This window comes from Vreelandella sp. 162(4c) (assembly GCF_058152265.1).
The window spans coordinates 578718-599003 of sequence record NZ_CM176981.1; the positions used below are offsets into that span (position 1 = coordinate 578718).

General features: G+C 53.2%; 21 protein-coding genes. 7 read left to right on the top strand and 14 right to left on the bottom strand.

What is annotated here, in order from left to right:
- Positions 1-18 precede the first annotated feature (18 nt).
- Positions 19-906, bottom strand: coding sequence for a substrate-binding domain-containing protein (locus AC4EYZ_RS02650; protein ID WP_027959030.1), 888 nt, complete (start codon positions 904-906; stop codon positions 19-21).
- 171 nt (positions 907-1077) lie between these two features.
- Between AC4EYZ_RS02650 and AC4EYZ_RS02655 the strand changes: the two genes are divergently transcribed.
- The 3 genes from AC4EYZ_RS02655 (at position 1078) to AC4EYZ_RS02665 (ending at position 3385) form a co-directional block, all read left to right on the top strand.
- Positions 1078-1782, top strand: a complete 705-nt coding sequence (locus AC4EYZ_RS02655) for an ABC transporter permease (RefSeq protein WP_009287726.1) — start codon at positions 1078-1080, stop codon at positions 1780-1782.
- The gene (locus AC4EYZ_RS02660) at positions 1779-2510 is read left to right on the top strand and encodes an ATP-binding cassette domain-containing protein (protein WP_474192983.1); all 732 of its coding nucleotides are present in this window, start codon (positions 1779-1781) and stop codon (positions 2508-2510) included. Before AC4EYZ_RS02655 ends, AC4EYZ_RS02660 begins: the two co-directional genes overlap by 4 nt.
- Before the next feature lie 65 nt (positions 2511-2575).
- Positions 2576-3385 carry an ABC transporter substrate-binding protein gene (locus AC4EYZ_RS02665; protein ID WP_027959028.1) on the top strand — a complete coding sequence of 270 codons (810 nt, stop codon included), beginning with the start codon at positions 2576-2578 and terminating at the stop codon, positions 3383-3385.
- Between the two features lie 195 nt (positions 3386-3580).
- Here the strand turns inward: AC4EYZ_RS02665 and cysN are convergent, their stop codons facing one another.
- The 6 genes from cysN to AC4EYZ_RS02695 all read right to left on the bottom strand — a co-directional run bounded on the left by cysN (position 3581) and on the right by AC4EYZ_RS02695 (position 8888).
- Positions 3581-5023, bottom strand: coding sequence for a sulfate adenylyltransferase subunit CysN (cysN, locus tag AC4EYZ_RS02670; protein WP_009287724.1), 1443 nt, complete (start codon positions 5021-5023; stop codon positions 3581-3583).
- A gap of 14 nt (positions 5024-5037) precedes the next feature.
- Complete coding sequence (gene cysD, locus AC4EYZ_RS02675) at positions 5038-5970, bottom strand: sulfate adenylyltransferase subunit CysD (protein WP_138800101.1); 933 nt, start codon at positions 5968-5970, stop codon at positions 5038-5040.
- Between the two features lie 253 nt (positions 5971-6223).
- Positions 6224-6988 (bottom strand): phosphodiesterase, encoded by a 765-nt coding sequence (locus AC4EYZ_RS02680; protein WP_138800037.1) that lies wholly within the window; start codon positions 6986-6988, stop codon positions 6224-6226.
- Positions 6988-7434, bottom strand: a complete 447-nt coding sequence (locus AC4EYZ_RS02685) for a DUF1249 domain-containing protein (protein WP_022524019.1) — start codon at positions 7432-7434, stop codon at positions 6988-6990. The genes AC4EYZ_RS02680 and AC4EYZ_RS02685 overlap by 1 nt, the downstream gene beginning before the upstream one ends.
- Before the next feature lie 2 nt (positions 7435-7436).
- The gene (locus AC4EYZ_RS02690; RefSeq protein ID WP_041158009.1) at positions 7437-8156 is read right to left on the bottom strand and encodes an NUDIX domain-containing protein; all 720 of its coding nucleotides are present in this window, start codon (positions 8154-8156) and stop codon (positions 7437-7439) included.
- A 72-nt stretch (positions 8157-8228) separates the two neighbouring features.
- On the bottom strand, positions 8229-8888 hold the full coding sequence (locus AC4EYZ_RS02695) for a tetratricopeptide repeat protein (RefSeq protein ID WP_138800036.1): 660 nt from the start codon (positions 8886-8888) through the stop codon (positions 8229-8231).
- Positions 8889-9061: 173 nt separating this feature from the next.
- Here AC4EYZ_RS02695 and greB point away from each other — a divergent pair, with 173 nt between their 5' ends.
- Positions 9062-9592 (top strand): transcription elongation factor GreB, encoded by a 531-nt coding sequence (gene greB / locus AC4EYZ_RS02700; RefSeq protein WP_009287719.1) that lies wholly within the window; start codon positions 9062-9064, stop codon positions 9590-9592.
- Between the two features lie 28 nt (positions 9593-9620).
- Here greB and AC4EYZ_RS02705 read toward each other — a convergent pair whose 3' ends face one another.
- From AC4EYZ_RS02705 to AC4EYZ_RS02720, 4 genes are all read right to left on the bottom strand, one after another.
- Positions 9621-10349, bottom strand: a complete 729-nt coding sequence (locus AC4EYZ_RS02705; RefSeq protein ID WP_022524022.1) for an SIMPL domain-containing protein — start codon at positions 10347-10349, stop codon at positions 9621-9623.
- Positions 10350-10479: 130 nt separating this feature from the next.
- Positions 10480-11502, bottom strand: coding sequence for a zinc-binding alcohol dehydrogenase family protein (locus AC4EYZ_RS02710; protein ID WP_027959023.1), 1023 nt, complete (start codon positions 11500-11502; stop codon positions 10480-10482).
- 23 nt (positions 11503-11525) lie between these two features.
- Positions 11526-12368, bottom strand: coding sequence for a fumarylacetoacetate hydrolase family protein (locus tag AC4EYZ_RS02715; protein ID WP_027959022.1), 843 nt, complete (start codon positions 12366-12368; stop codon positions 11526-11528).
- Positions 12369-12390: 22 nt separating this feature from the next.
- Positions 12391-13131 carry an SDR family oxidoreductase gene (locus AC4EYZ_RS02720; protein WP_022524025.1) on the bottom strand — a complete coding sequence of 247 codons (741 nt, stop codon included), beginning with the start codon at positions 13129-13131 and terminating at the stop codon, positions 12391-12393.
- Between the two features lie 248 nt (positions 13132-13379).
- Between AC4EYZ_RS02720 and AC4EYZ_RS02725 the strand changes: the two genes are divergently transcribed.
- A complete protein-coding gene (locus tag AC4EYZ_RS02725) occupies positions 13380-14135 on the top strand; it encodes a FadR/GntR family transcriptional regulator (RefSeq protein ID WP_474192138.1) in 756 nt (251 codons plus the stop codon).
- Between the two features lie 23 nt (positions 14136-14158).
- On the opposite strand, the gene AC4EYZ_RS02730 is transcribed toward AC4EYZ_RS02725, so the two are convergent.
- Positions 14159-15163 (bottom strand): methyltransferase, encoded by a 1005-nt coding sequence (locus AC4EYZ_RS02730; RefSeq protein WP_159176588.1) that lies wholly within the window; start codon positions 15161-15163, stop codon positions 14159-14161.
- On the bottom strand, positions 15160-15999 hold the full coding sequence (locus AC4EYZ_RS02735; RefSeq protein WP_490204081.1) for a methyltransferase domain-containing protein: 840 nt from the start codon (positions 15997-15999) through the stop codon (positions 15160-15162). The genes AC4EYZ_RS02730 and AC4EYZ_RS02735 overlap by 4 nt, the downstream gene beginning before the upstream one ends.
- Before the next feature lie 279 nt (positions 16000-16278).
- On the opposite strand from AC4EYZ_RS02735, the gene AC4EYZ_RS02740 reads away from it, so the two are divergent.
- On the top strand, positions 16279-18018 hold the full coding sequence (locus AC4EYZ_RS02740) for an HD domain-containing phosphohydrolase (protein WP_490204082.1): 1740 nt from the start codon (positions 16279-16281) through the stop codon (positions 18016-18018).
- A gap of 115 nt (positions 18019-18133) precedes the next feature.
- Here AC4EYZ_RS02740 and AC4EYZ_RS02745 read toward each other — a convergent pair whose 3' ends face one another.
- Positions 18134-19126, bottom strand: a complete 993-nt coding sequence (locus tag AC4EYZ_RS02745) for an IS30 family transposase (protein WP_490203942.1) — start codon at positions 19124-19126, stop codon at positions 18134-18136.
- Positions 19127-19256: 130 nt separating this feature from the next.
- Between AC4EYZ_RS02745 and AC4EYZ_RS02750 the strand changes: the two genes are divergently transcribed.
- On the top strand, positions 19257-20273 hold the full coding sequence (locus AC4EYZ_RS02750; protein ID WP_474193104.1) for a LacI family DNA-binding transcriptional regulator: 1017 nt from the start codon (positions 19257-19259) through the stop codon (positions 20271-20273).
- The last annotated feature ends 13 nt before the right edge of the window (positions 20274-20286 follow it).

Below are 20286 nucleotides of genomic sequence, written 5' to 3' on the forward strand. Positions count from 1 at the left end.
AGGTTAGCGAATAGCGCGCTAGGCGTTATGCACAATCCTTCCTAGTTCAGCAATATCATAACCTCCTAACTGTGTTGCCCTCTCGGCAAAACGCGCTTGATGAGCAAACGCCAACAGGCGCTGTATTGAAGGTTCGAAATAACTGCGCCGCTGCATAATTAAATCAAACGGCTCATCGCAAAGTGTAACGAAGCCAAGGTGCTGGCGATGGGCGGCGGCTTCAACCCCCAGCCCAACATCTGCCTCACCCTGCCCAATGCTAAGCGCCAAATCATCTTCACTTAAGGAGGCATGGGGCGCCCAGTTGATCGCCGAGCTTTCAATGCCTGCTTGTTGTAGCAAACAGTGCAGCAACCGTGCTGCTCCAGCGTCGGGCTGGCGATGCGCCACGCGGATCCCGGGCCGTTTTAAATCATTTAGCCCAGAGATGCTCATCGGGTTGCCAGCGGGTAAAAGCAGCCCTTGGCGGCGCTTTGCCCAGTGCACTATCAACAGATCACGCATGCCGCTTAAGCCGAGCGCGCTGGGTTCGTTATAGCGCTGAGTAGAAGCATCCAGCAGATGAATGCCCGCCAACATCGCCTTGCCGTCAAGCAACCGCCGCACGCCGTCGCCACTGCCTTGGCAGAGCATCGCCAAATCAGAGCCGCTTTCCCGAATAGCCCACTCCAACAGTGGATCCTGGCTACCGGCTGCTACTAGCGGCACTGATAAACGCTGCGCCTGATCGCCTTCTAAATGGTTCAGCACCCATAAATCGATCTGTTGGCGGGGAAACAGCAACTTTCCCGTTACCCGACTACAGGGAATCTGGCCTTGGCGCACCAAGTCATACACCTTGCGCTCTTTTAAACGCAAATAGTCAGCGACTTCTGCGGTGGTCAGGTAAGTATGTGGTTCAGACATCGCAAGGTAGCCTCGCTGGGTAAAATGCAAACCTATTTTGTATTTTAACTGCATATGACTGCATAAATTTCAGGACGCAGTGCATTAAGTCATTTTTCGATACATCATGCCAATTCTCAGATAACAGTTTTCCTACAACAGCTCTTCATACAAAAGTGAAACCGACGCTCAATGCTCACCAGTGATAATGCTTTTAGTACTGCTCTCACCCTGATCCTGAGTATGGATAGCGCGCTAATCTCCATCGTGATGCTCTCGCTGCAGGTATCGCTGATGGCGGTATTGATTGCCAGCCTGATAGCCCTGCCCTTAGGCGCTGCTCTGGCGCTATGGCGCTTTCCTGGACGTAACGTCGTGATTGTCGCCCTCAATGCCCTGATGGGCTTACCGCCAGTCGTGGCAGGGCTTTGTGTCTACCTACTGCTTTCGCGCGCAGGCCCACTGGGTGAATGGGGGCTGCTGTTTACGCCAACAGCGATGGTGATAGCCCAAGTGATTCTGGTACTACCCATTATTGCCGCCCTCACCCGCCAGCAGGTTGAAGCGCTTCACGGAGAGTATGCCGAGCAGTTGAACTCACTGGGGCTAACGCGTCTACGCATGATCCCCACCCTGCTATGGGACGCACGCTTTGGGCTGTTAACGGTGATCCTGGCAGGCTTTGGCCGCGCCAGCGCCGAAGTGGGCGCAGTGATGATTGTGGGCGGGAACATCGACGGCGTCACCCGCGTGATGACCACCAGCATTGTGTTGGAAACCAGCAAGGGCAACCTGCCTATGGCCCTTGGCTTAGGGATCATTCTGCTCGCCCTGGTCACCATGATTAACGCGATTGCCCACATAATCGGCGAAACGGCGAAAAGGCGGCTGGGATGAACGCACATCATACGCCCCCCGTCGCCACCCTTGAGCTCGACAGCGTGAGCTTTATCCATCGCGGCCATACCCTGCTTAGTCCCACATCGATGCGCCTTGCAGGCTGCCAGCGAACGCTAATAATGGGGCCGAACGGTGCGGGCAAAAGCCTATTAATGCGTCTAGCTCACGGCCTACTAACGCCCTCCAGCGGTTCGGTTAGCTGGCAAGGGGTTCAGCCCGCGCAAGCCATGGTTTTCCAACGCCCTGTGCTGTTACGCCGCTCAGCGCTGGATAACCTGACCTATGTGCTAGCCATCAATAAAGTGGCGCGACCAGAACTGAAAGCGTTACCTCGAAAAACCCAGGCGATGAGTGCCCTTGAGAAGTTTGGCTTAGCACACCTAGCCAAACGGCCTGCGCGGGTGCTTTCCGGTGGCGAGCAGCAGCGTTTAGCGTTGGCACGGGCCTGGCTGCTCAATCCCCAAGTTCTGTTTTTAGACGAACCCACCTCGGCGCTCGACCCCGCCGCCATCAAGGCCGTTGAAGATGCCGTACTGGAGTTTCATCACAGCGGTACACGTATCGTTATGACCACTCACGACTTGCACCAAGCACATCGCTTAGCCAATGACGTGGTGTTTTTGCACAACGGCGAACTACTTGAACACACCCCTGCCCGCGACTTTTTTACCGCCCCCACCTCACCTGAGGCGGGGGCGTTTATTCGCGGCGAGTTGGTCTGGTAGCTCCAATATGAGTGAGCCCTAGGATTGAAGTAAAACGATTCATGAAAAGCGATCAAGGAGCAAAAATGAACAAAACTACCGCACTTATCACCGCTGGCACCCTAGGGCTGACCTTCAGCGCTACGCTGATGGCGGCCGATGACTACATTACCCTGGCCTCCACGACCTCTACCGAAAACTCTGGCCTGTTTGACGCCATCATCCCCGCATTCAGCGAAGAGACCGGGATTGATGTGCACGTGGTCGCCGTGGGCACCGGCCAGGCATTTGAAATTGGTCGCCGTGGCGATGCGGATAGCCTGCTGGTTCACGACACCGCAGGTGAAGAAAAGTTTGTGGCCGATGGCTACGCCACAGAACGCTTGAATGTAATGTACAACGATTTCGTGATTGTTGGCCCGAGCGATGACCCTGCAGGCATTAGTGATAGCGAAACCGTTACAGATGCCATGCAGCGCATTGCCGAGAGCGAGTCCCCCTTCGCCTCACGCGGGGACGATAGCGGCACCAACCGCGCGGAATTGCGCTTATGGGAAGATGCTGGGGTCACGCCACAGGGCGAGTGGTACCGCGAGCTGGGCAGCGGCATGGGCCCTACGTTGAATACCGCCGCGGGCATGGACGCCTATACGTTTACCGATCGCGCCACCTGGGTCGCCTTTGACAACCCACAAGACCTTACCTTGCTGTTTGAGGGCGATGAAGCGCTATTCAATCAGTATGGCAGCCTATTGCTCTCGGCAGAGCGACACCCGCATTTGAAGCACGACCTCGCCGCCCAGTGGCACGAGTGGCTGGTTTCTGAACAGGGCCAGCAAGCGATTGCGGATTTTGAGGTAGATGGTCAGCAGCTGTTTTTCCCTAATGCTGAGTAAATCTAATCACCTACCGCCATTGCGAGTAGCTTGCGACGAAGCAATCTCATACCGGCGATGGCACTAACTTTGAGATTGCCGCGCTGCGCTCGCAATGACAAAAGCAAGTTTGCCGCGTCGCTTCGCTCCTCGCAATGACATAAGGAGAACTCCTCGCACGGATGTGAGGAGGCTCATGACCGGAGCTTATGCCGGTTAGCGGCTGAATAAACCGCTGATATCTTTCGCTTCCCAGTGAGGGAAATGCTTACGCACCAGGGCATTCAAGTCACGCTCAAAGTCGGCCCAATCGGTGGCGTTTGAAGCATTGCCTGGGGCGCTGGCGGTACCGCGGATCATACCGGCGCCTACGGTCACGTTGGTCAGCCGATCAATGATGATAAAGCTACCGGTACCGGGGCTGGTGCGGTAATCATCCACGGGAATAGCAGCTGTCAGTTCCACGTCGCAGCGGGCAATAGCATTTAGCCCCAGCGAGTGAGTGGCATGCTTCTCCAGAGTATTGACGTCGATTTGGTAATCAATCGCACTGATCTGACCGGAAAGATCGCGGGTCGCCAGTTTGAAATCGTAGAGCTTACCTGGCGTTAACGCCTCTTCCTGCATCCAAACAATATCGGCTTTAAAGGTGTTGGAGAGCGGCAGTTCGCTATCCGCTGCCACCAGCCAGTCGCCACGGGAGATATCGATTTCATCTTCCAGAGTCACAGTGATCGCCTGACCTGGATAAGCGGCCGCAAGGTCACCATCAAAAGTGACAATCCGTGCAACCCGCGACGTTTTACCCGATGGAAGTGCCTTAACGGCTTGACCAGGACGTAATACACCCGCGGCTAAGGTGCCGCAGTAACCGCGAAAATCAAGGTTCGGGCGGTTAACGTACTGAACCGGTAAACGCAGATCGCTGAGGTTCTGGTCGCGGGTAATCTCGACACTCTCTAATAGCTCGATCAGTGTTTCCCCCTGGTAAGCATCGCTAAAATACCAGGGCGTTTGTTCGCTGCGATTGACCACGTTGTCGCCATTCAGGGCCGACATCGGTACAAAGCGAATGTCAGGTGCTTGCAGATTGGTGGCAAAGGCTCGGTACTCATCGACTATCTCGTTAAAGCGCTGCTCGGAGAAGTCCACTAGATCCATCTTATTGACCGCAATCACCAGGTGCTGAATACCTAGCAGGTCGGCAATAAAGCTATGGCGGCGAGTCTGGGTCTGCACACCGTAGCGGGCATCGATCAGGATAATCGCCAGGCTGGCGGTTGATGCCCCCGTGGCCATATTGCGGGTGTACTGCTCATGCCCAGGCGTATCGGCGATAATAAACTTGCGCTTATCGGTAGAGAAAAAGCGGTACGCCACATCGATGGTAATGCCCTGCTCACGCTCTGACTGCAGCCCATCCACCAACAGCGCCAGATCAACGGTATCACCAGTAGTACCACTGGTTTTAGAAGCCTGAGTGATCGCCGCCAGTTGATCTTCAAAGATCATTTTCGAGTCGTGAAGCAGACGGCCAATCAGCGTCGATTTGCCGTCGTCTACGCTACCGCAGGTGATAAAACGCAGTAGGTCTTTGTTTTCGTGCTCGTGCAGGTACTGCTCGATATTATCGGCGATTAAATTAGATTGGTGAGACATCAGACTTTCCTCATTTAAAAATAGCCCTCGCGCTTTTTCTTCTCCATCGAACCCACCTGGTCGCGGTCAATGGCACGGCCACTGCGCTCGCTGGTTCGGGTCAGCAGCATCTCTTGAATAATTTCCGGAAGCGTCGCGGCTTCGGATTCCACCGCGCCGGTTAGCGGGTAGCAGCCAAGCGTTCGAAACCGTACCGACTTCATTTCCGGCACTTCGCCAGGTGCTAACGGCATACGGTCGTCATCGACCATAACTTGCATACCGTCGCGCTCGACTATGGGCCGCTTGGCCGAGTAGTAGAGCGGCACGATGGGAATCGACTCTAAGTAGATGTACTGCCAGATATCCAGCTCGGTCCAGTTAGAGAGTGGGAACACGCGGATCGATTCACCTTTATTGACCTTGGCGTTATATACGTTCCAAAGCTCAGGGCGCTGGTTCTTGGGATCCCAACGGTGATACTTATCGCGGAACGAGTAGACGCGCTCTTTGGCACGCGAGGCTTCTTCATCACGACGCGCGCCACCAAAGGCCGCATCAAACCCATACTTATCCAGCGCCTGCTTGAGCGCCTGGGTTTTCATGATATCGGTGTATTTGGCGCTGCCGTGGTCGAACGGGTTGATATTGGCTGCCCGCCCCTCTTCGTTGGTGTGCACGATCAGTTCCATACCCGCCTCTTCAGCCATGCGGTTACGGAACTCGATCATTTCGCGAAACTTCCACGTGGTGTCCACGTGCATCAGCGGGAATGGCGGTGTACCGGGGTAAAAAGCTTTGCGCGCCAAGTGCAGCATTACCGACGAATCTTTACCGATGGAGTACATCATCACCGGGTTGGCGAACTCAGCGGCAACTTCACGGATGATATGGATAGACTCGGCTTCTAATTGCTTGAGGTGGGTCAAGCGCGCGGCATCAGGGGCATTAAAAGCCTCCCCCTGCATCGCTGAAGATGAAGAACGCGTCTCTGAAGACCGCTCTTTTGACGACAATGTAGACAATTGGGTCATGGCCCCTTACCTCACAAGAACAAGCTCGTCACACAAGCTAAAATCAGCGTACGTTATAGATAAATGTACGTTCGAATGTGAGTAGGGTAACGCCGAGCCGGTAATAACCCAAAAGAATTAATAACTATCTTTTTATTCCTAAAAAACCTATCCAGAAATGGGAGAGAAATAAGAGAGCAATTAACGTCTAATCAATGCGCTCTATCCAGCTCTGCCACTCGCTTCCCTGGGCATCGCTATACGCCAAATCGATAACCCGATAGCCAGGGCGGGAAGCTTCATCAATGGCAAACTGCTCGGCACCGGGCAGAAACTGATCGGCCATCGCCGGGCAGCCATAAACATCAATAGTGGCCTCACCTATGCCTCTACCTGTGCCTAAAATATGATGCTCGGCGTAGGCTTGGTGCGCGTGACCAAACAGGATGATCTTGACGTGCGGGTATTTACTTAGCAGTTGCCAAAATGCGTCGCGATCTTGTAGGCCAATGGCATCCATCCACACCGCGCCGACGTCCACCGGCGGGTGGTGCATGGCTATCAGCGTGGGCTGGTCATCGTTCTCTAACTGTTCAGCGAGCTTAGCTAGCCGCTCGCTTCCCAGTTCACCGTGGGGTTTGCCCTCCACCTGGGTATTGAGCAACAGGATGCGCCACGAATCCAAGTCCACTTGTTCAACCATCGGCCGCTCGGCCGCCATGAACTCGGGCTGATCGTGATTACCCGGCAGCCAGTACCAGGGGCAAGGCAACTGCTCCAGCGCCTGCACCGCCAAGGCGTAGGAAGCGGCCGATTCATCCTGGCTAATATCACCAGTAAACAGCACGATATCGGGCTTTTCGGCGACAACGGCATTCAACACCTGCTGAAACTGCCGCCAGGGTATGCCCGCCCGGGAACGCGCTTCGATATCCGCATAGAGATGGGCGTCGGTAATTTGCACCACACGCATTAGGGCATCTCCGGCACGTCGACCGTGTGACCGTGAGCAAGGCCATGAGCCAGCCACTCGCCCAAGAAGCGGTTGAGTTGAAGCTTCTCATCCGGCTGATGCATCCGGGCATTGGGGTAGCGGTAGCGGCCACTAAAGTGGCGCTCGCGCTGAAAGTCGGTCACTTCCGCCATGCGTACATCGTGATAAAGATGTACGCGCATACGCGGCCCTTCCAAAACGGTATCTAGTGGGCCGGTCTGAGAAACATTCACCATGGTGGTGTAAGGCGCCTGCTCTTGAATATACAGATGCAGATCACCGAAATGCTGTTTATCACCGCGCAAGGCAATATCGCGGCGCTGGCCGGCCTCCATATCGCCCACCAGGCGCACCAAACGTAAATAGTTGGCGCTGCACTCCCCTTGGAGCGATTTTAAATCGGTGACATAGGCCGTTCTCGCCATGTTCACTCCTCGTCGGTTTCGCTTTGCGTCAAAGCGCGCTGTGAGGCAGCACGCAGTGAGGCTCGCTGACTATTAAGCCAATGTAGACCAATTAAACACATGGCGTTGTCGAGTCGCCCCTTCTCTAAGAGCTCCCAAGCGTTAGCGAAAGGCATGACGTGAACACGAATATCCTCATGCTCTTCATCTAGGCCATGAATCCCACCTAATCCTTGGGTATCTACCAAACCACAAAATAGTGTCACTTGCTCGCTGCAGGCGCCAGGGCTGGGATAATACGTGTGAAGTTTGGTCAGTTGGGCCACTTTACAACCGGCCTCCTCCCACGCCTCGCGACGCGCCACATCTTCCAGCGATTCGTCTTTTTCGACCAAACCGGCCACGAGCTCGAGCTTCCAGGGAGAAACGGAATCATCAATGGCGCCGGCACGAAACTGCTCAATGAGCACCAATGAGTCGCGCTCGGGGTCGTAGAGCAGCACACCCACTGCATCAAAGCGATTATGCACTTCACGACGCATGGGTTCGCTCCAACCGCCTTCAAACAGCCGGTGACGAAGCTCTAAGGCTTCCAGGCGGAAAAACCCCTGGTGTAGCGTCTCCCGCTTAAGCAGCTCAACATCATTGCGCTTTAAGTCTGGAACGCTAAGAGCCGTGTTTTTAAAAGGAGGGCGCTGAAAATTAGGATTCTGAACAGCATCGTGCTTGGAGTTGGACGCCATGAGGCACTCCCGGTGGTGATAATCGATCTATTATCAATGCTTGCCACCGGGAATGCCAATTCAGCGGGGGATTTACAGCTGCTTAAGCAGCGCTTCGGCATCACGGCGTAGCGCTTCATCGGAGACTTTCCGGTTGTCTCGAGCGGTGCCGTTAACCGCTCGCTGGGCGTGCTCGCGAGCGGCCTGCTCATTGCCCTCTTCTTTCAAAAAGGCAGCGTAGTAGTAGTTCACATCGATGCCGTCTGGGCGGATCTCCAAGGCACGCTGGAACATGCGTTCAGCGGTATCACTATTGCCAAAACCGAGTGGCCGCCCTGGAGCGCGATCGTAAAGCGCACCTAGCGTGACGTAGGCGGAACCATTCAACCCCTGAGGATCTATTTCAATCGCCTTTTCTAACGCGTCACGCGCATCACCTGCGATTCCTAATGCGCCTAAACCACCGCGCTCACGGGCATAAGAAGCCAGAACTATTCCCTGCCAGACAAGTACATCAGCTTCATCGCTGTACTGCTCGGCCAACTGCTCCGCTTCACCTGCCAATGCCTTTAACGTGCTCTCGCGCTCGTTGGCGGGCATCTCAGTCACGGTATGCTCCCACCTGTTTTTAAGCGAAAACAGCTCGCCTTCAAAGGCAGAGGCGGTTAGCGGAGACAGCATCAGCGCGCTGCCAATGGCGGCGGCGATTATTAAACGTGACAAAGAGTTGCGTGAAAAAGAGTGAGTTCGCATACATGCTCCTAACATTATTGTTGTCCTGGTTAGACCTACTAATAGCGGGCCTCTCGCTCAATATAGCAAAAAATGTAACAAACGTTTGAATGATTTTCCAGTAGCATGTTGCTTGGTATGCTTCGCGCAATTAACGTAAGGTAGATAGCTCGAAACACAATGGGGAATAGGTAATGAAAGGCCGCAACATGACCCGCTGGCGCGATCCAGCCAAAGATCCGCGTCAAGCCCCTAAGAGCAATCTGATTACCCCAGAAGGGGCGGCTCGCTTGCGCGCTATCTTGGATCACCTATCGCGGGTTAAACGCCCGGATATTTCAGCAAAAGTCGGCGAAGCAGCCGCCCAGGGCGACCGCAGTGAAAACGCCGATTACACCTATAACAAGAAAGAGCTGAACCGCGTTATCGCCCGGATTACTTACCTGACGAAACGCTTGGACGAACTGCAAATCGTAGACCGCCTGCCTGCCGATACCAGCAAGGTGTTTTTCGGCGCTTATGTAAGCCTGGAGGATGAAAGTGGCGGTGAGGTGCATCTCAGGATCGTTGGCCACGATGAAATCGACACCAAAAAGCGCTGGATCAGTATCGATGCACCTATGGCTAAAGCACTGCTCGGTAAACAGGTGGGTGATGAAGCAAAAGTGCTCACGCCTAACGGTGATACGTTTTATACCATCACCGCCATTGATTACACTGGCTAATCCCTGCGCCATTAACGCCGCCTAGGGCCTAATCTTGTAAGGAGTAGTCCACCGTGGTGACAACGCGAACACGTTTGGTTTGCGGCGTGTAGCTGTCCAAGTCCTCGATGGAGAAGTAGCCCTGGGTCGCCTGACGAATCTGGCCCACTTGGCTACCGGAATCTTCGGCAAACTGCTGTGCGGCGTTACGCGCATCCGCAGTGGCCGCCGCAATCATTTCAGGCTTGATCGCATCAAGTCCGGTAAATAGAAACTCCGTGCGGTATTCGTAGCTGGGCGAGAGCAGTACGCCCTCTCGAACCAGTGAAGTCGCATTGGGGATTGCCTCGATCACGCCCTCGACATCGGGGGAGCGCAGTAGCAGTGTTGCTTCGGCGCGATAGCGCTCATCCGGGCGCTGACCACCGTACTGATTGCTATATTGGTCGGTAATCCGCGGCGGAGTGGAGCTAACATGCTCTGATGCAAACCCCTGGGCCTCCAGAAAATCGCGAATTGCCTGCTCGTCACTGGACAACTGCTGCTCAAGGTCACTCAAGCTATTAGCGCTGACACTGTAATTGAACGGCCACAGCACCAAATCCGCCGGCACTTCTCGCTCGGCTAAGCCGCGCACCGTGACGCTACGTGACGACTGCTGCCATACTTCTGCGGCGCCCTTGATATAACTACCGCTCCATACCAGCCCTAGCGCCAGCAGCCCGCCCAGCAGAACGGCACTTCCCAGTACCGCCGTATTTCGAATATTTCCCGCCATTGCTGCCACTCCTACTCACTACCGTTAAATTAACGACTACTTATTTGCATCATAGTCCTTAACGATAGACCTTACCGGTAAATTCGTCGGCGGCTGAATGTGGCAAGTTTGAGGAAACGATGCAGAAGTGTTAATGATCAATCGATATCATGGCCTTGATAACCTGATTAGCGGGGTCACACCACTGGGGCATCTGGGCAGGCACGTCAGCAAGGTAAGCACGGTGGGTAATCATTGCTTCAGCATTGATGTCCCCACTATCCATCAGTGACACCACACTATCAAAGTCTTCCCGAGTGGCATTACGGCTGCCGATCAAGGTCAACTCTTTCTTGTGGAAATCAGGATCACTGAAGGTAATGTCTGCTTTGACTATACTCACCAGAACATAGCAACCGCCATGCCCCACCAGATCGAACCCAGCCTCCATAGCACGAGGGCTCCCTGTGGCATCAAACACCACATCTGCTAACGCACCGCCATTTAGCTTGCTGATCTGTGCAGCCACTTCCACTTCCTGAGGGTTCGCCACCGCATCGGCACCCAGTACGTCACGGCAAAAAGCCAGACGTGATGGATTGGTATCCACCATCAAGGTACGCGCACCCTGGCTTTTAGCGACCTGGAGTACGCCCATACCAATAGGCCCCGCACCCACGATGACGGCTAATTCATCCGCTTGTAGCACGCTACGCCTTACAGCGTGAGCACCAATTGCCATGCACTCCACCAGTGCCAATTGATCGATGCTAAGGGTTTCAGATACCACTAAGTGAGTGGTAGGTACGGCCAGGTACTCCGCCATGCCACCATCTTGATGTACGCCAATAACCTGCATGTTCTGGCAGCAGTTGGTTTTATGCTGCTGGCAGGCACGGCATTCACCACAATGCAGGTAGGGTATGACATAAACCTGCTTGCCCAGTAAGTGCTGGTCATGGTCATCAGCGACTTCGACTATCTCACCGGCAAGCTCATGGCCTAACACCCTGGGGTATTCAAAATAGGGTTGGTTTCCACCATAAGCATGAATATCCGTTCCGCAGATACCGATACGGCGTATCCGTACCACGGCATGCCCAGAGGCACACTCTGGCTTAGAAGCGTGACGCAGCTCCAGATGTTGCGGCTTTGAACAGATAAGCACTTCCATAAGCACGCTTCTCCTCGTTATGTTTAGGCCTGAACGACCCGCTGCCGCTGCACACCTAAGCCCTCAATACCTAAACGCATTTGCTGCCCATCACGAAGGTAAACGGCAGGCTTCTGGCCCATACCCACACCGGGAGGTGTGCCGGTTGAGATAACATCGCCAGGCTGCAAACTCATGAAACGACTCAAGTAACTGATCAGAAAAGGCACTTGATACACCATGGTGCGTGTATTGCCGTCCTGGTAACGCTGGCCGTCTACCTCAAGCCACATACCTAACTGGTGTGGGTCAGCAATCTCATCACGGGTAACTAACCAGGGCCCCAAGGGGCCAAACGTATCGCAGCCTTTGCCCTTGTCCCAAGTACCACTGCGCTCCAACTGAAACTCGCGTTCAGACACATCATTAACTACGCAGAACCCCGCCACATGTAACATCGCCTCAGCTTCATCAATGTAACGACCACCCTTTCCAATAATTACCCCAAGCTCGACTTCCCAATCGGTCTTTTTGGAGCCACGGGGGATCTCCACATTGTCATTGGGACCACAGATAGCGCTTGTCCACTTATTGAAAATGACCGGCTCGGGGGGAACCTCGGCGCCGGTTTCTGCTGCGTGATCGGAGTAGTTGAGACCAATACAAATAAATTTGCCCACCTGACCAACACAAGGCCCCAGACGCACATCAGCCGCGACCTCTGGCAATGTAGAGAGATCCACATCGCGAAGTTTCTGCAACCCTTCGTCGCTCAACACATCACCGGCAACATCGCTAACGAGGGCGGAAAGATCACGCACCTTACCCTGACTATCGAGAATGCCCGGCTTTTCCTGGCCCAGCGTTCCAAAGCGTAAAAGTTTCATATTGTTATTCCTTCTGAAGTAATCAGTTAGCCCAACCACCATCGATCAATTGCGTGGTACCGGTAATAAACTGCGATTCATCACAAGCCAGAAAAGCCGCCAGCGCAGCCACTTCCTCCACTCGCCCCAGCCTACCCATTGGCTGACGGGCAATAAAAGAGGCTAGCACCTCTGCATCACTGCGCCCCTCTTTACGTGCCTGCTCAGCAATACGCTGTTTGAGAGAGGGAGACTCAACGGTGCCAGGGCAGATCGCATTACAGCGAATTCCCTGGGTCATAAAGTCGGCGGCGACAGACTTGGTCAGTCCGATCACCGCGGCTTTAGAAGTACCGTAAGCGCAGCGATTAGCAACTCCTTTAATGCTAGATGCCAGGGAAGCCATGTTGATGATGCTGCCACTCTCTTTTGCCAACATGCCCGGTAAAAAAGCCTGCAAGGTATGAAACATTGAAGTGACATTCAGATCCATCGATCGCTGCCAAGTGGCCTCGTCGCATTCGAGTACGCTGCCACCTGCCACCATACCGGCGCAGTTAAACAGTACATCCAAGGCTGGCAGTGAAGCGGCTAAATGGTGGATCGCTTGGCTATCCGTGACGTCCAGGCGATAAGCTTCAACACCCGGTATACCTTCTAAGCTGGCAATATCGATATCTGTCGCGAATACGCGTGCGCCCTCGGCAACAAAGCGCTCGACGCTAGCACGCCCAATGCCGTTTGCAGCGGCGGTTATCAGTGCAGTTTTGTTCTTGAGTCTCATGTTATTTGCACATCCCTAACGGCTAAGGCGCACCCCTAAAAGCTGTGGCACGACCTTGAAAAGAATGGGAACATACATTAGGCCAAATCATCCAGACACCTAATGGCCTGACCAATGAGCCGAGTATGAGCGAGAAACTTTGACCCTGACAAGCCTCAAAAGGCCAAATAGCAGCTTTTGGGAATAAACTTTAGTAGCCATCAACTTTAGTCGAAAAACACCAGTGAAACGGATAGGAAACACCACGAATGCCGATTCAAACCATCCGCTCGCAGCGCCTCTATCGCCAGATTGCTGATCAATTACAGCAGTTAATCAATGATGGTGAGTTTCCCCCAGGAACACTATTACCCCCCGAGCGAGAGCTTGCCCAAGCTCTTGGCGTTAGTCGGGCTTCAGTGAGAGAGGCCTTGATTGCTCTCGAAGTGGTTGGGCAGGTAGCTGTTCGAGTCGGCCATGGTGTCGTGGTGCTTGAATCGCGCGCCACTCCCATGGAATCGGTGATGCGCGCAGCCGCTCGAACCGAGCCCTGGGCAATAGACCCAGAGTTCGAGAGCGAAATCGAGCTCAATCTGGACGAAGAGATCCCGCCCTTTTCACTGCTCCAGACGCGCCGCTATCTGGAACCGGAAATTGCCGCGTTAGCAGCCATGAACGCCACTGAAGAGGATATGAAAGCGATCCGTTTGGCATTTGAGCGGAATGTATCTGACAACGCCGCTGGAGGGCGTAACTGCGCCGGTGATCGATTACTGCATATTCGTATTGCTGAGGCCTCAGGCAACGCGGCCTACGCACTTGTCATCAAGCATCTGCTTGGGCATAAGTACGGCGCCATGTTTCGTCGACTCCAGGAACTATTTATGGAAACGGACATGCCGCAGCGCTCCCAGGACGACCACAAACGCATCGTTGAGGCCATTGAAGAACGTGACCCGGCGGCTGCTCGTCGTGCCATGGAAGTGCATCTGGATCACGTACTTAATGTTTTCTTTGCTGAGTAAGTACCTCATCAAATGCCGTAGACCTAGCGCTGTGACTTAATCGCACCGTAAACCTTGAAGCGGCGATTATCCGCCAGGGTCTGGAAGTCTTGAAATGCCCGCTGCAAGAGGTCTGGATAGGGCAAAAAGCCATTTGCCACCAGGATTAACCGCCCGCCCGCATTGAGATGCTCTGGCGCTGCGCTGATCAAACGCTGGCTAGGGCCATAACTGATATCACGCTCTTTATGGAAAGGCGGGTTGCTAACAATCCAGTCAAACTGCTCACCTTCAAGTGCACTGAATACATCACTGCAGAGTACCCGCCCCTCTAGCCCATTCGCCGCCAAAGTGCGCTTACACGCCTCTACCGCAAAAGCGCTGACGTCCACCGCGGTCACATGATGGCCACGCTGGGCCAACCAAGCGCTAATAATCCCATCGCCACAGCCCATATCCAGCACTTTGAGCGGTTTTTTCGGCAAGCTATTCTCAATGCTTTCCAACAGTAACAGCGTTCCTTCATCGACTTTGCCGTGGCCAAATACGCCCGGGTGGCTGTTCAGCGTCAGTCCTAATGTCTCGAATTGCTGCCAAGCGCTATCGCTAGTCGAATCCAATGCCACGGTTTGGGTGGCAAAGAGTGAACAGCGCCGGGCGTTGTCGCGCTTATCCCAAGGCATCCCCAGCTCTTCCAGCATCTTGGGAACGCGTTTAATGCCACCTTGATGCTCGCCGACAATTTCAATGGGTGTGCCTTCAGGTAGCTGCTCACATAACCACTTGAGCCACCAAATACCTAACTGATGCGCCTTCGGCCAAAACAGCACTACCTCTTTGCCGAATGGCTCACCCACCGCCAAGTCAAAAGGCGTTCGGGCCTGCTTGCCTTTCGCCTGCCACTCACGCAGTACGTCAAAATCGCCACTGACCACACCCGACGATTGATCAATAAGCCAGCTATCGACTGGCGGGCCAATGACCCACAGCGCTACATAGTTATCTTTTTGTCGCTCTAACAGCTGGCACGCTGGGGCTTGGGCACTCATTCAACGATCTCCGGTTTAATTAATGTATAAAGTAGGTAGCGGCCTAAGCGCCAGTGGGGGTCATGGCGACAATACTTTTTTTCCAGCGCCAACAGCGTTTCAGTTTCTGCTGGCGTGGCGGGAGGATGGCGCAAGTAATCTTGAAAAACGCGGATACCGGCGACTGCATCTATCACTAAGCCGTTATCTGCACTCCACTGCTCAACCTCGGCATGACTAACAGGCAAAATAGGCGTCAATCGTTGGCGCTTGCCCTTCCCCGCTAAGCGGTCGCTCAACGCCTTCTCAAGGTTGCCTTTGACTGCATTAGAAAAGCGCAGTGCATCGCGATTAAACACCATCAAGCTAAGCTGGCCACCTGGGGCCAATAAATCGCTCAAGGTGGCCAGCGCCGCTTGCGGATCACCCAACCACTCCAACACTGCATGGCAGGTAATCAGCGGCCATGGGCCAGACGCTTGTTCTGTTAACCGTTGCAGCGGCACCTGCAGATAAGTAATCGCCTCTTCCGGTAACGTTTTAACATCCCGGTGCCAGGTTTTTGCGTAGCTGAGCATATCTGCTGAGGGCTCAGTCATCGTGACCCGGTGCCCCCGCTCAGCAAACCATGCCGCCTGCTGGCCCAGGCCACCGCCCACGTCCAGCACGCACTGCCCCTCTAGATTCAGCATTTCCGGTAGCAGGTAGTCGAGCATTGCGAGACGCAGCTCGCCCCGGGGCGCCTGATAGAGCGAACGGGAGAATTTCTCGGCCAGGCCATCGAAATAGCGATCGCCAGACGGCGTTAATTCATAGCTGCTCGATTGAGAATGGAGTGATTTAGGGTTTGAGGGCATGCCGCGAGCATCGCTGTAAAAGAAAGCGTGCAGTTTACCTGATTATCCCTACCCGGCCGAATGGCGGTCTGGCCTGCATCAAACACAAACAAAAGTTATCAAATCATTACAAATGTCTCTTAAAATAGATATAAATCGGTTTGCAAACTGGAGCGAAATAATAGCTAATCGACACAGGAAAAATGTCCTATCATGGTAGAAGTGACAAGCAATAGAAGCATATAGCAGTCACCACCAAGTCGATATAAATTATAACAAAATAAATACGGTGGGTTTTATATGATTATCGATACGGCGAACCAAAATACCACTGGGCAGATAATACGCTCACTGCTAAAAAAAGAGCATGCTATTTCTATCTTTTCTAAAGAAGCAGCCTACGCCATAGAAGCGAAGGCAATTAAGATGGAGCTGGATACCGGAAAAATAACCTTAGCTATTCACTACACCGGAAATTCGCTTTCTCCATATTTTAAAAACGAAACTATTTGCTTTGACATAGAGGCTTCGCACCCTTCACCTGGTATAGAAGAAGAAATTTACAACATTGAGCAAGTACCTGCACACGTCATTAAGATAGATGCCTGCACTTACCATCTTGAGTGTCAGCTTCCCAACTCTATTTTTGCTTCCGATAATAGAGGTGCTCTACGCGTTCCTTTTATTCTTGGTATGCATGCACGTGTGCACCTTGAAGTCTTTGCTCATGAGCTTAATGTGGAAGGAAAAGTGCGTAACCTTTCAGTGGGCGGCTGCATGGTGTATGTCAGCCTCGAAGACAGCATGGCCCTTAGCGTTAACCAGACGCTGCCAGAGGTAACACTCGAGTTTCCAAACGGAGAAACATTCAATACTCAGGGGCGTATTCGTCATATGCGCCCTTTTGGAAGCCACGACTACGCGGCTATCGGTATTGAGTTTATTAATATGACAGCCACAATGACTGAAACACTTTTCCATTATGTATCGGAGTCTGAGTTCGAAGCCGCTTTTCGTTCAGGGCTACAAAATAGCAATTCACGTGCTAAGTCGCGGCTTTTCATCGCAGATGCCAAAGAGAAGAAAATGCAGCACAAAGAAGAGCATGATCAAACCAAGAGTAGCCAACGATCTCCTCTGCTACGCGGTGTTCTTGAAGTCGCTCACCAGCTACAAGTCATGTTAATGTTTACTAAAAACAAAGACTTATTTCCAGAAGAGAGCCTCTATGAGTGTGTCGACAGCCTTCTTTATATGGTCACTCAAGACCGAAGGGGGCTTCAGTATGCGCTGGCTTTTTTGCATGATGAACCCGAGTGGGTTCGCCATGCCATACAAGTGAGTAGCCAGCTAGCGATGATCCTGATCAGTCGTGACCCACACGCGCCACAGACACGGGAAACAGTAGCGGGCGCCCTACTACACACCATGGGTAAACCACTGCTGATTAGCGAACAGCTCCCCTCACTTAAAATTCGCATGTCTCCATCGCAAGCCGAGCTACTCAAAGAACATGTTGTTGCACTGAATAACAAGCTAACGGCACTGGGCTGGGTCGCCAGCCCAGCCTGCCATGACATTATCCTCAATGCCAACGAACGGCTCGATGGCAGCGGCTATCCAGCAGGAAAGCAGGCTGCAGAGTTATCCGAGCGTGTTCGATTAATCAGTGTTATTAAAATAATCAATAAATTAACCCATGAGCGAAATGGTCAGCATCCGCGGCAACCTCTTGATGCCTACCGCTGGGTTAATAACTGCCCAACTATTTATGAAAAGTCATTACTTGTAGAGTATATCCAACACTTTGGCTTATACCCTATCGGTAGCTTAGCAAAATTTTCAAACGGTTTTTTAGCATGGATAATGGATGTAGATGCAAAGGGAATGCCGTGTAAAGTTAACGTAATTAAAAACCTCTCCTTTAGAGACACATCTATTGACACGGTTCTTGAGAATAGTGATTTTACTCAAATTGGACGCCTTGAGGGCACGGTGAACCCCACAGACTACAATATTCATATGGCCAATCACCCTTAGCGGCTCGCACTCCGTTGCTTTTGGCCTAGCAAACACTCAAAATTGAGCTACTTTCATTCCGTTAATCACAATGTAACGGAAGACACTTTAACGCAAAACGCTATTTATCCTGAATTCAAACATTAAGCGCAGCACCCGCGGTTTCCAGCGCTCCTGAATACTCTCCCAGGAACACTTGTGCCGGTGTCCGATACCCCAAGCGTTTTCTGGGGCGATTATTCAGCTTGGCAACGACTCGCCTCAGTGCTGAGTCGCTCACCTTTCGGAAGTCCGTCCCTTTCGGGAAATATTGGCGAATCAGTCCGTTGGTGTTTTCATTGGTGCCACGCTGGCATGAGCGGTACGGGTCGCAAAAATAGGTCTTGGCCGAGACGGCCTTGGCAACCTGTCGGTGCTCGGCGAATTCCGAACCGTTATCCAAGGTGATGGTCTGCACTGCACCTCGGCGTGGTTTTAATAACCGGGTCATCGCTTTGGCCGTTCCTGTGGCCGTGATTGTCGGCAGGCGCGCTGCCAAGAGGTATCCGCTGCGTCTCTCGACCAGGGTCACCAGGCCGGATTCTTTGTGGCCCTTGAGCACCGTATCGCCTTCCCAATGGCCGATATGGCGCCTTTCTTCCACTTCGGCGGGACGTTGTTCAATACCTACCCGGTGTGGAATTTTGCCCAATCCCGCATGCTTGGCCAATCGGCGCTGATAGCGCCGCTGGTGTGGTAAGCGGAGTCGCTTCCATAAGTCGCCGCCGTGTTTCTTGTCGTCCCAGATTAACGCATAGATCCACTGATGGCTTACGCAAACGCCGTTGGCATTCGCCATGAAGCCACTAATTTGCTGGGGGCTCCATTCGTCCATCAGTTGATCAGTGACCCATCGAATTAGGCTGGGCAGTCGCTTCGTCACTTTCCAGGCGCTGCGTCGACGCTGATCACTTCTCAATTGAGCCTGCTCAGGCGCATAGCCAGCAGTAAGCCCATTGCGCTTTATCTCCCGGCTAATGGTGCTGCTGTGAACCCCAATAGCCTTGGCTATCTGTCGCTGGCTGATGCCAGTCTCGAGGTAAGCGAAAATTTGGTATCGTTGGGCCTGGGTCAGTTGTCGGTATCCCATTCTCTGCTTCACTTTGGTCGGTAAAGTCGAGAGGGTACCGGCGCTGGCCCTCCTTCCTCTACTGTGTGATCCAAAGTGCTGCGGTTATTCTATGAATCCAGGATTTAAGCACTCTATTTTAAAGTACACTATGCCACCTACACCGCGCCGTTCCACCATTCTTGAAGTAGCCCGCCTCGCTGGTGCCTCTAAAACCAGCGTATCGCGCTATTTTGGCGAAGAGCGTGATCGGCTCTCGCCCTCACTTCAAGCGCGCATCGCCCATGCGGCAGGTACCCTTGGCTACCAGCCAAATCAAATGGCACGCGGGTTAAAAGGTGGTCGTTCTAAATTGTTAGGTATGTTGGTGGCAGATATCCGCAACCCATTTTCAGTGGCTATCACACATGGTGTAGAGCAAGCGTGCCGCCAATACGGCTACTCATTGGTAGTATGTAATACTGATAACGACCCAGAACAGGAGCGCCAGCATTTAGACCTGTTGGGTGCCTATCAGGTGGAAGGTCTCGTGGTAAATGCATCCGGCAGCCCTGAACGCCAACTACATACTTTTATCAGCCAGGGGACACCCATTGTTCTGCTAGACCGCGAAGTCGATCATGTGGAGGCGGAAGTGGTTGGACTCGATAATCACCTGGCGGTCGATATGGCGCTAGAACACTTGGCCGATCAGGGCTACCAGGCCGTGCTGTATGTCAGCGAAGCTCCCCAGCAGTCAAGCACCCGACAAAAACGCTTGGCCCGCTTTAACCACACTGCCGAGCAGTTGGGGCTTATTCATTCATCCTCCCTGCTTGCTAACTCAGATGGCACTGCAACGCTTCAAGAATTAAGCGACTTTTTAGCCGCCCAGCAACAGCACGCTTGCGCTGTCTTGTGCGGCAATGGCACTGCCACCCTAACCGTGACCCGCCTGTTTCAGCAGTTGGACTTACTGCTTGGCAAGGTAGGCTTGATGGGGATTGATGAACTCGATTGGTGCGCTTTGATCTCTCCCGGCATTACCACGCTTGCCCAACCCACCGATGCAATGGGTAAAACGGCTGTTCAATGCTTGATGCATCGCATTGCTCCCCACGTATCATCAATGCCAGCGGCGCTGAGGTTTTCACCTACTCTGATCGAACGAGGTTCTACTCAACGCTAATTTTTTTAGTCGG

What these genes read in the sequence shown, in the direction of transcription:
- AC4EYZ_RS02650 (WP_027959030.1), bottom strand. Translation starts at nt 906, where the DNA reads ATGTCTGAACCACATACTTACCTGACCACCGCAGAAGTCGCTGACTAT.
- AC4EYZ_RS02655 (WP_009287726.1), top strand. Translation starts at nt 1,078, where the DNA reads ATGCTCACCAGTGATAATGCTTTTAGTACTGCTCTCACCCTGATCCTG.
- AC4EYZ_RS02660 (WP_474192983.1), top strand. Translation starts at nt 1,779, where the DNA reads ATGAACGCACATCATACGCCCCCCGTCGCCACCCTTGAGCTCGACAGC.
- AC4EYZ_RS02665 (WP_027959028.1), top strand. Translation starts at nt 2,576, where the DNA reads ATGAACAAAACTACCGCACTTATCACCGCTGGCACCCTAGGGCTGACC.
- cysN (WP_009287724.1), bottom strand. Translation starts at nt 5,023, where the DNA reads ATGTCTCACCAATCTAATTTAATCGCCGATAATATCGAGCAGTACCTG.
- cysD (WP_138800101.1), bottom strand. Translation starts at nt 5,970, where the DNA reads ATGCAGGGGGAGGCTTTTAATGCCCCTGATGCCGCGCGCTTGACCCAC.
- AC4EYZ_RS02680 (WP_138800037.1), bottom strand. Translation starts at nt 6,988, where the DNA reads ATGCGTGTGGTGCAAATTACCGACGCCCATCTCTATGCGGATATCGAA.
- AC4EYZ_RS02685 (WP_022524019.1), bottom strand. Translation starts at nt 7,434, where the DNA reads ATGGCGAGAACGGCCTATGTCACCGATTTAAAATCGCTCCAAGGGGAG.
- AC4EYZ_RS02690 (WP_041158009.1), bottom strand. Translation starts at nt 8,156, where the DNA reads ATGGCGTCCAACTCCAAGCACGATGCTGTTCAGAATCCTAATTTTCAG.
- AC4EYZ_RS02695 (WP_138800036.1), bottom strand. Translation starts at nt 8,888, where the DNA reads ATGCGAACTCACTCTTTTTCACGCAACTCTTTGTCACGTTTAATAATC.
- greB (WP_009287719.1), top strand. Translation starts at nt 9,062, where the DNA reads ATGAAAGGCCGCAACATGACCCGCTGGCGCGATCCAGCCAAAGATCCG.
- AC4EYZ_RS02705 (WP_022524022.1), bottom strand. Translation starts at nt 10,349, where the DNA reads ATGGCGGGAAATATTCGAAATACGGCGGTACTGGGAAGTGCCGTTCTG.
- AC4EYZ_RS02710 (WP_027959023.1), bottom strand. Translation starts at nt 11,502, where the DNA reads ATGGAAGTGCTTATCTGTTCAAAGCCGCAACATCTGGAGCTGCGTCAC.
- AC4EYZ_RS02715 (WP_027959022.1), bottom strand. Translation starts at nt 12,368, where the DNA reads ATGAAACTTTTACGCTTTGGAACGCTGGGCCAGGAAAAGCCGGGCATT.
- AC4EYZ_RS02720 (WP_022524025.1), bottom strand. Translation starts at nt 13,131, where the DNA reads ATGAGACTCAAGAACAAAACTGCACTGATAACCGCCGCTGCAAACGGC.
- AC4EYZ_RS02725 (WP_474192138.1), top strand. Translation starts at nt 13,380, where the DNA reads ATGCCGATTCAAACCATCCGCTCGCAGCGCCTCTATCGCCAGATTGCT.
- AC4EYZ_RS02730 (WP_159176588.1), bottom strand. Translation starts at nt 15,163, where the DNA reads ATGAGTGCCCAAGCCCCAGCGTGCCAGCTGTTAGAGCGACAAAAAGAT.
- AC4EYZ_RS02735 (WP_490204081.1), bottom strand. Translation starts at nt 15,999, where the DNA reads ATGCCCTCAAACCCTAAATCACTCCATTCTCAATCGAGCAGCTATGAA.
- AC4EYZ_RS02740 (WP_490204082.1), top strand. Translation starts at nt 16,279, where the DNA reads ATGATTATCGATACGGCGAACCAAAATACCACTGGGCAGATAATACGC.
- AC4EYZ_RS02745 (WP_490203942.1), bottom strand. Translation starts at nt 19,126, where the DNA reads ATGGGATACCGACAACTGACCCAGGCCCAACGATACCAAATTTTCGCT.
- AC4EYZ_RS02750 (WP_474193104.1), top strand. Translation starts at nt 19,257, where the DNA reads ATGCCACCTACACCGCGCCGTTCCACCATTCTTGAAGTAGCCCGCCTC.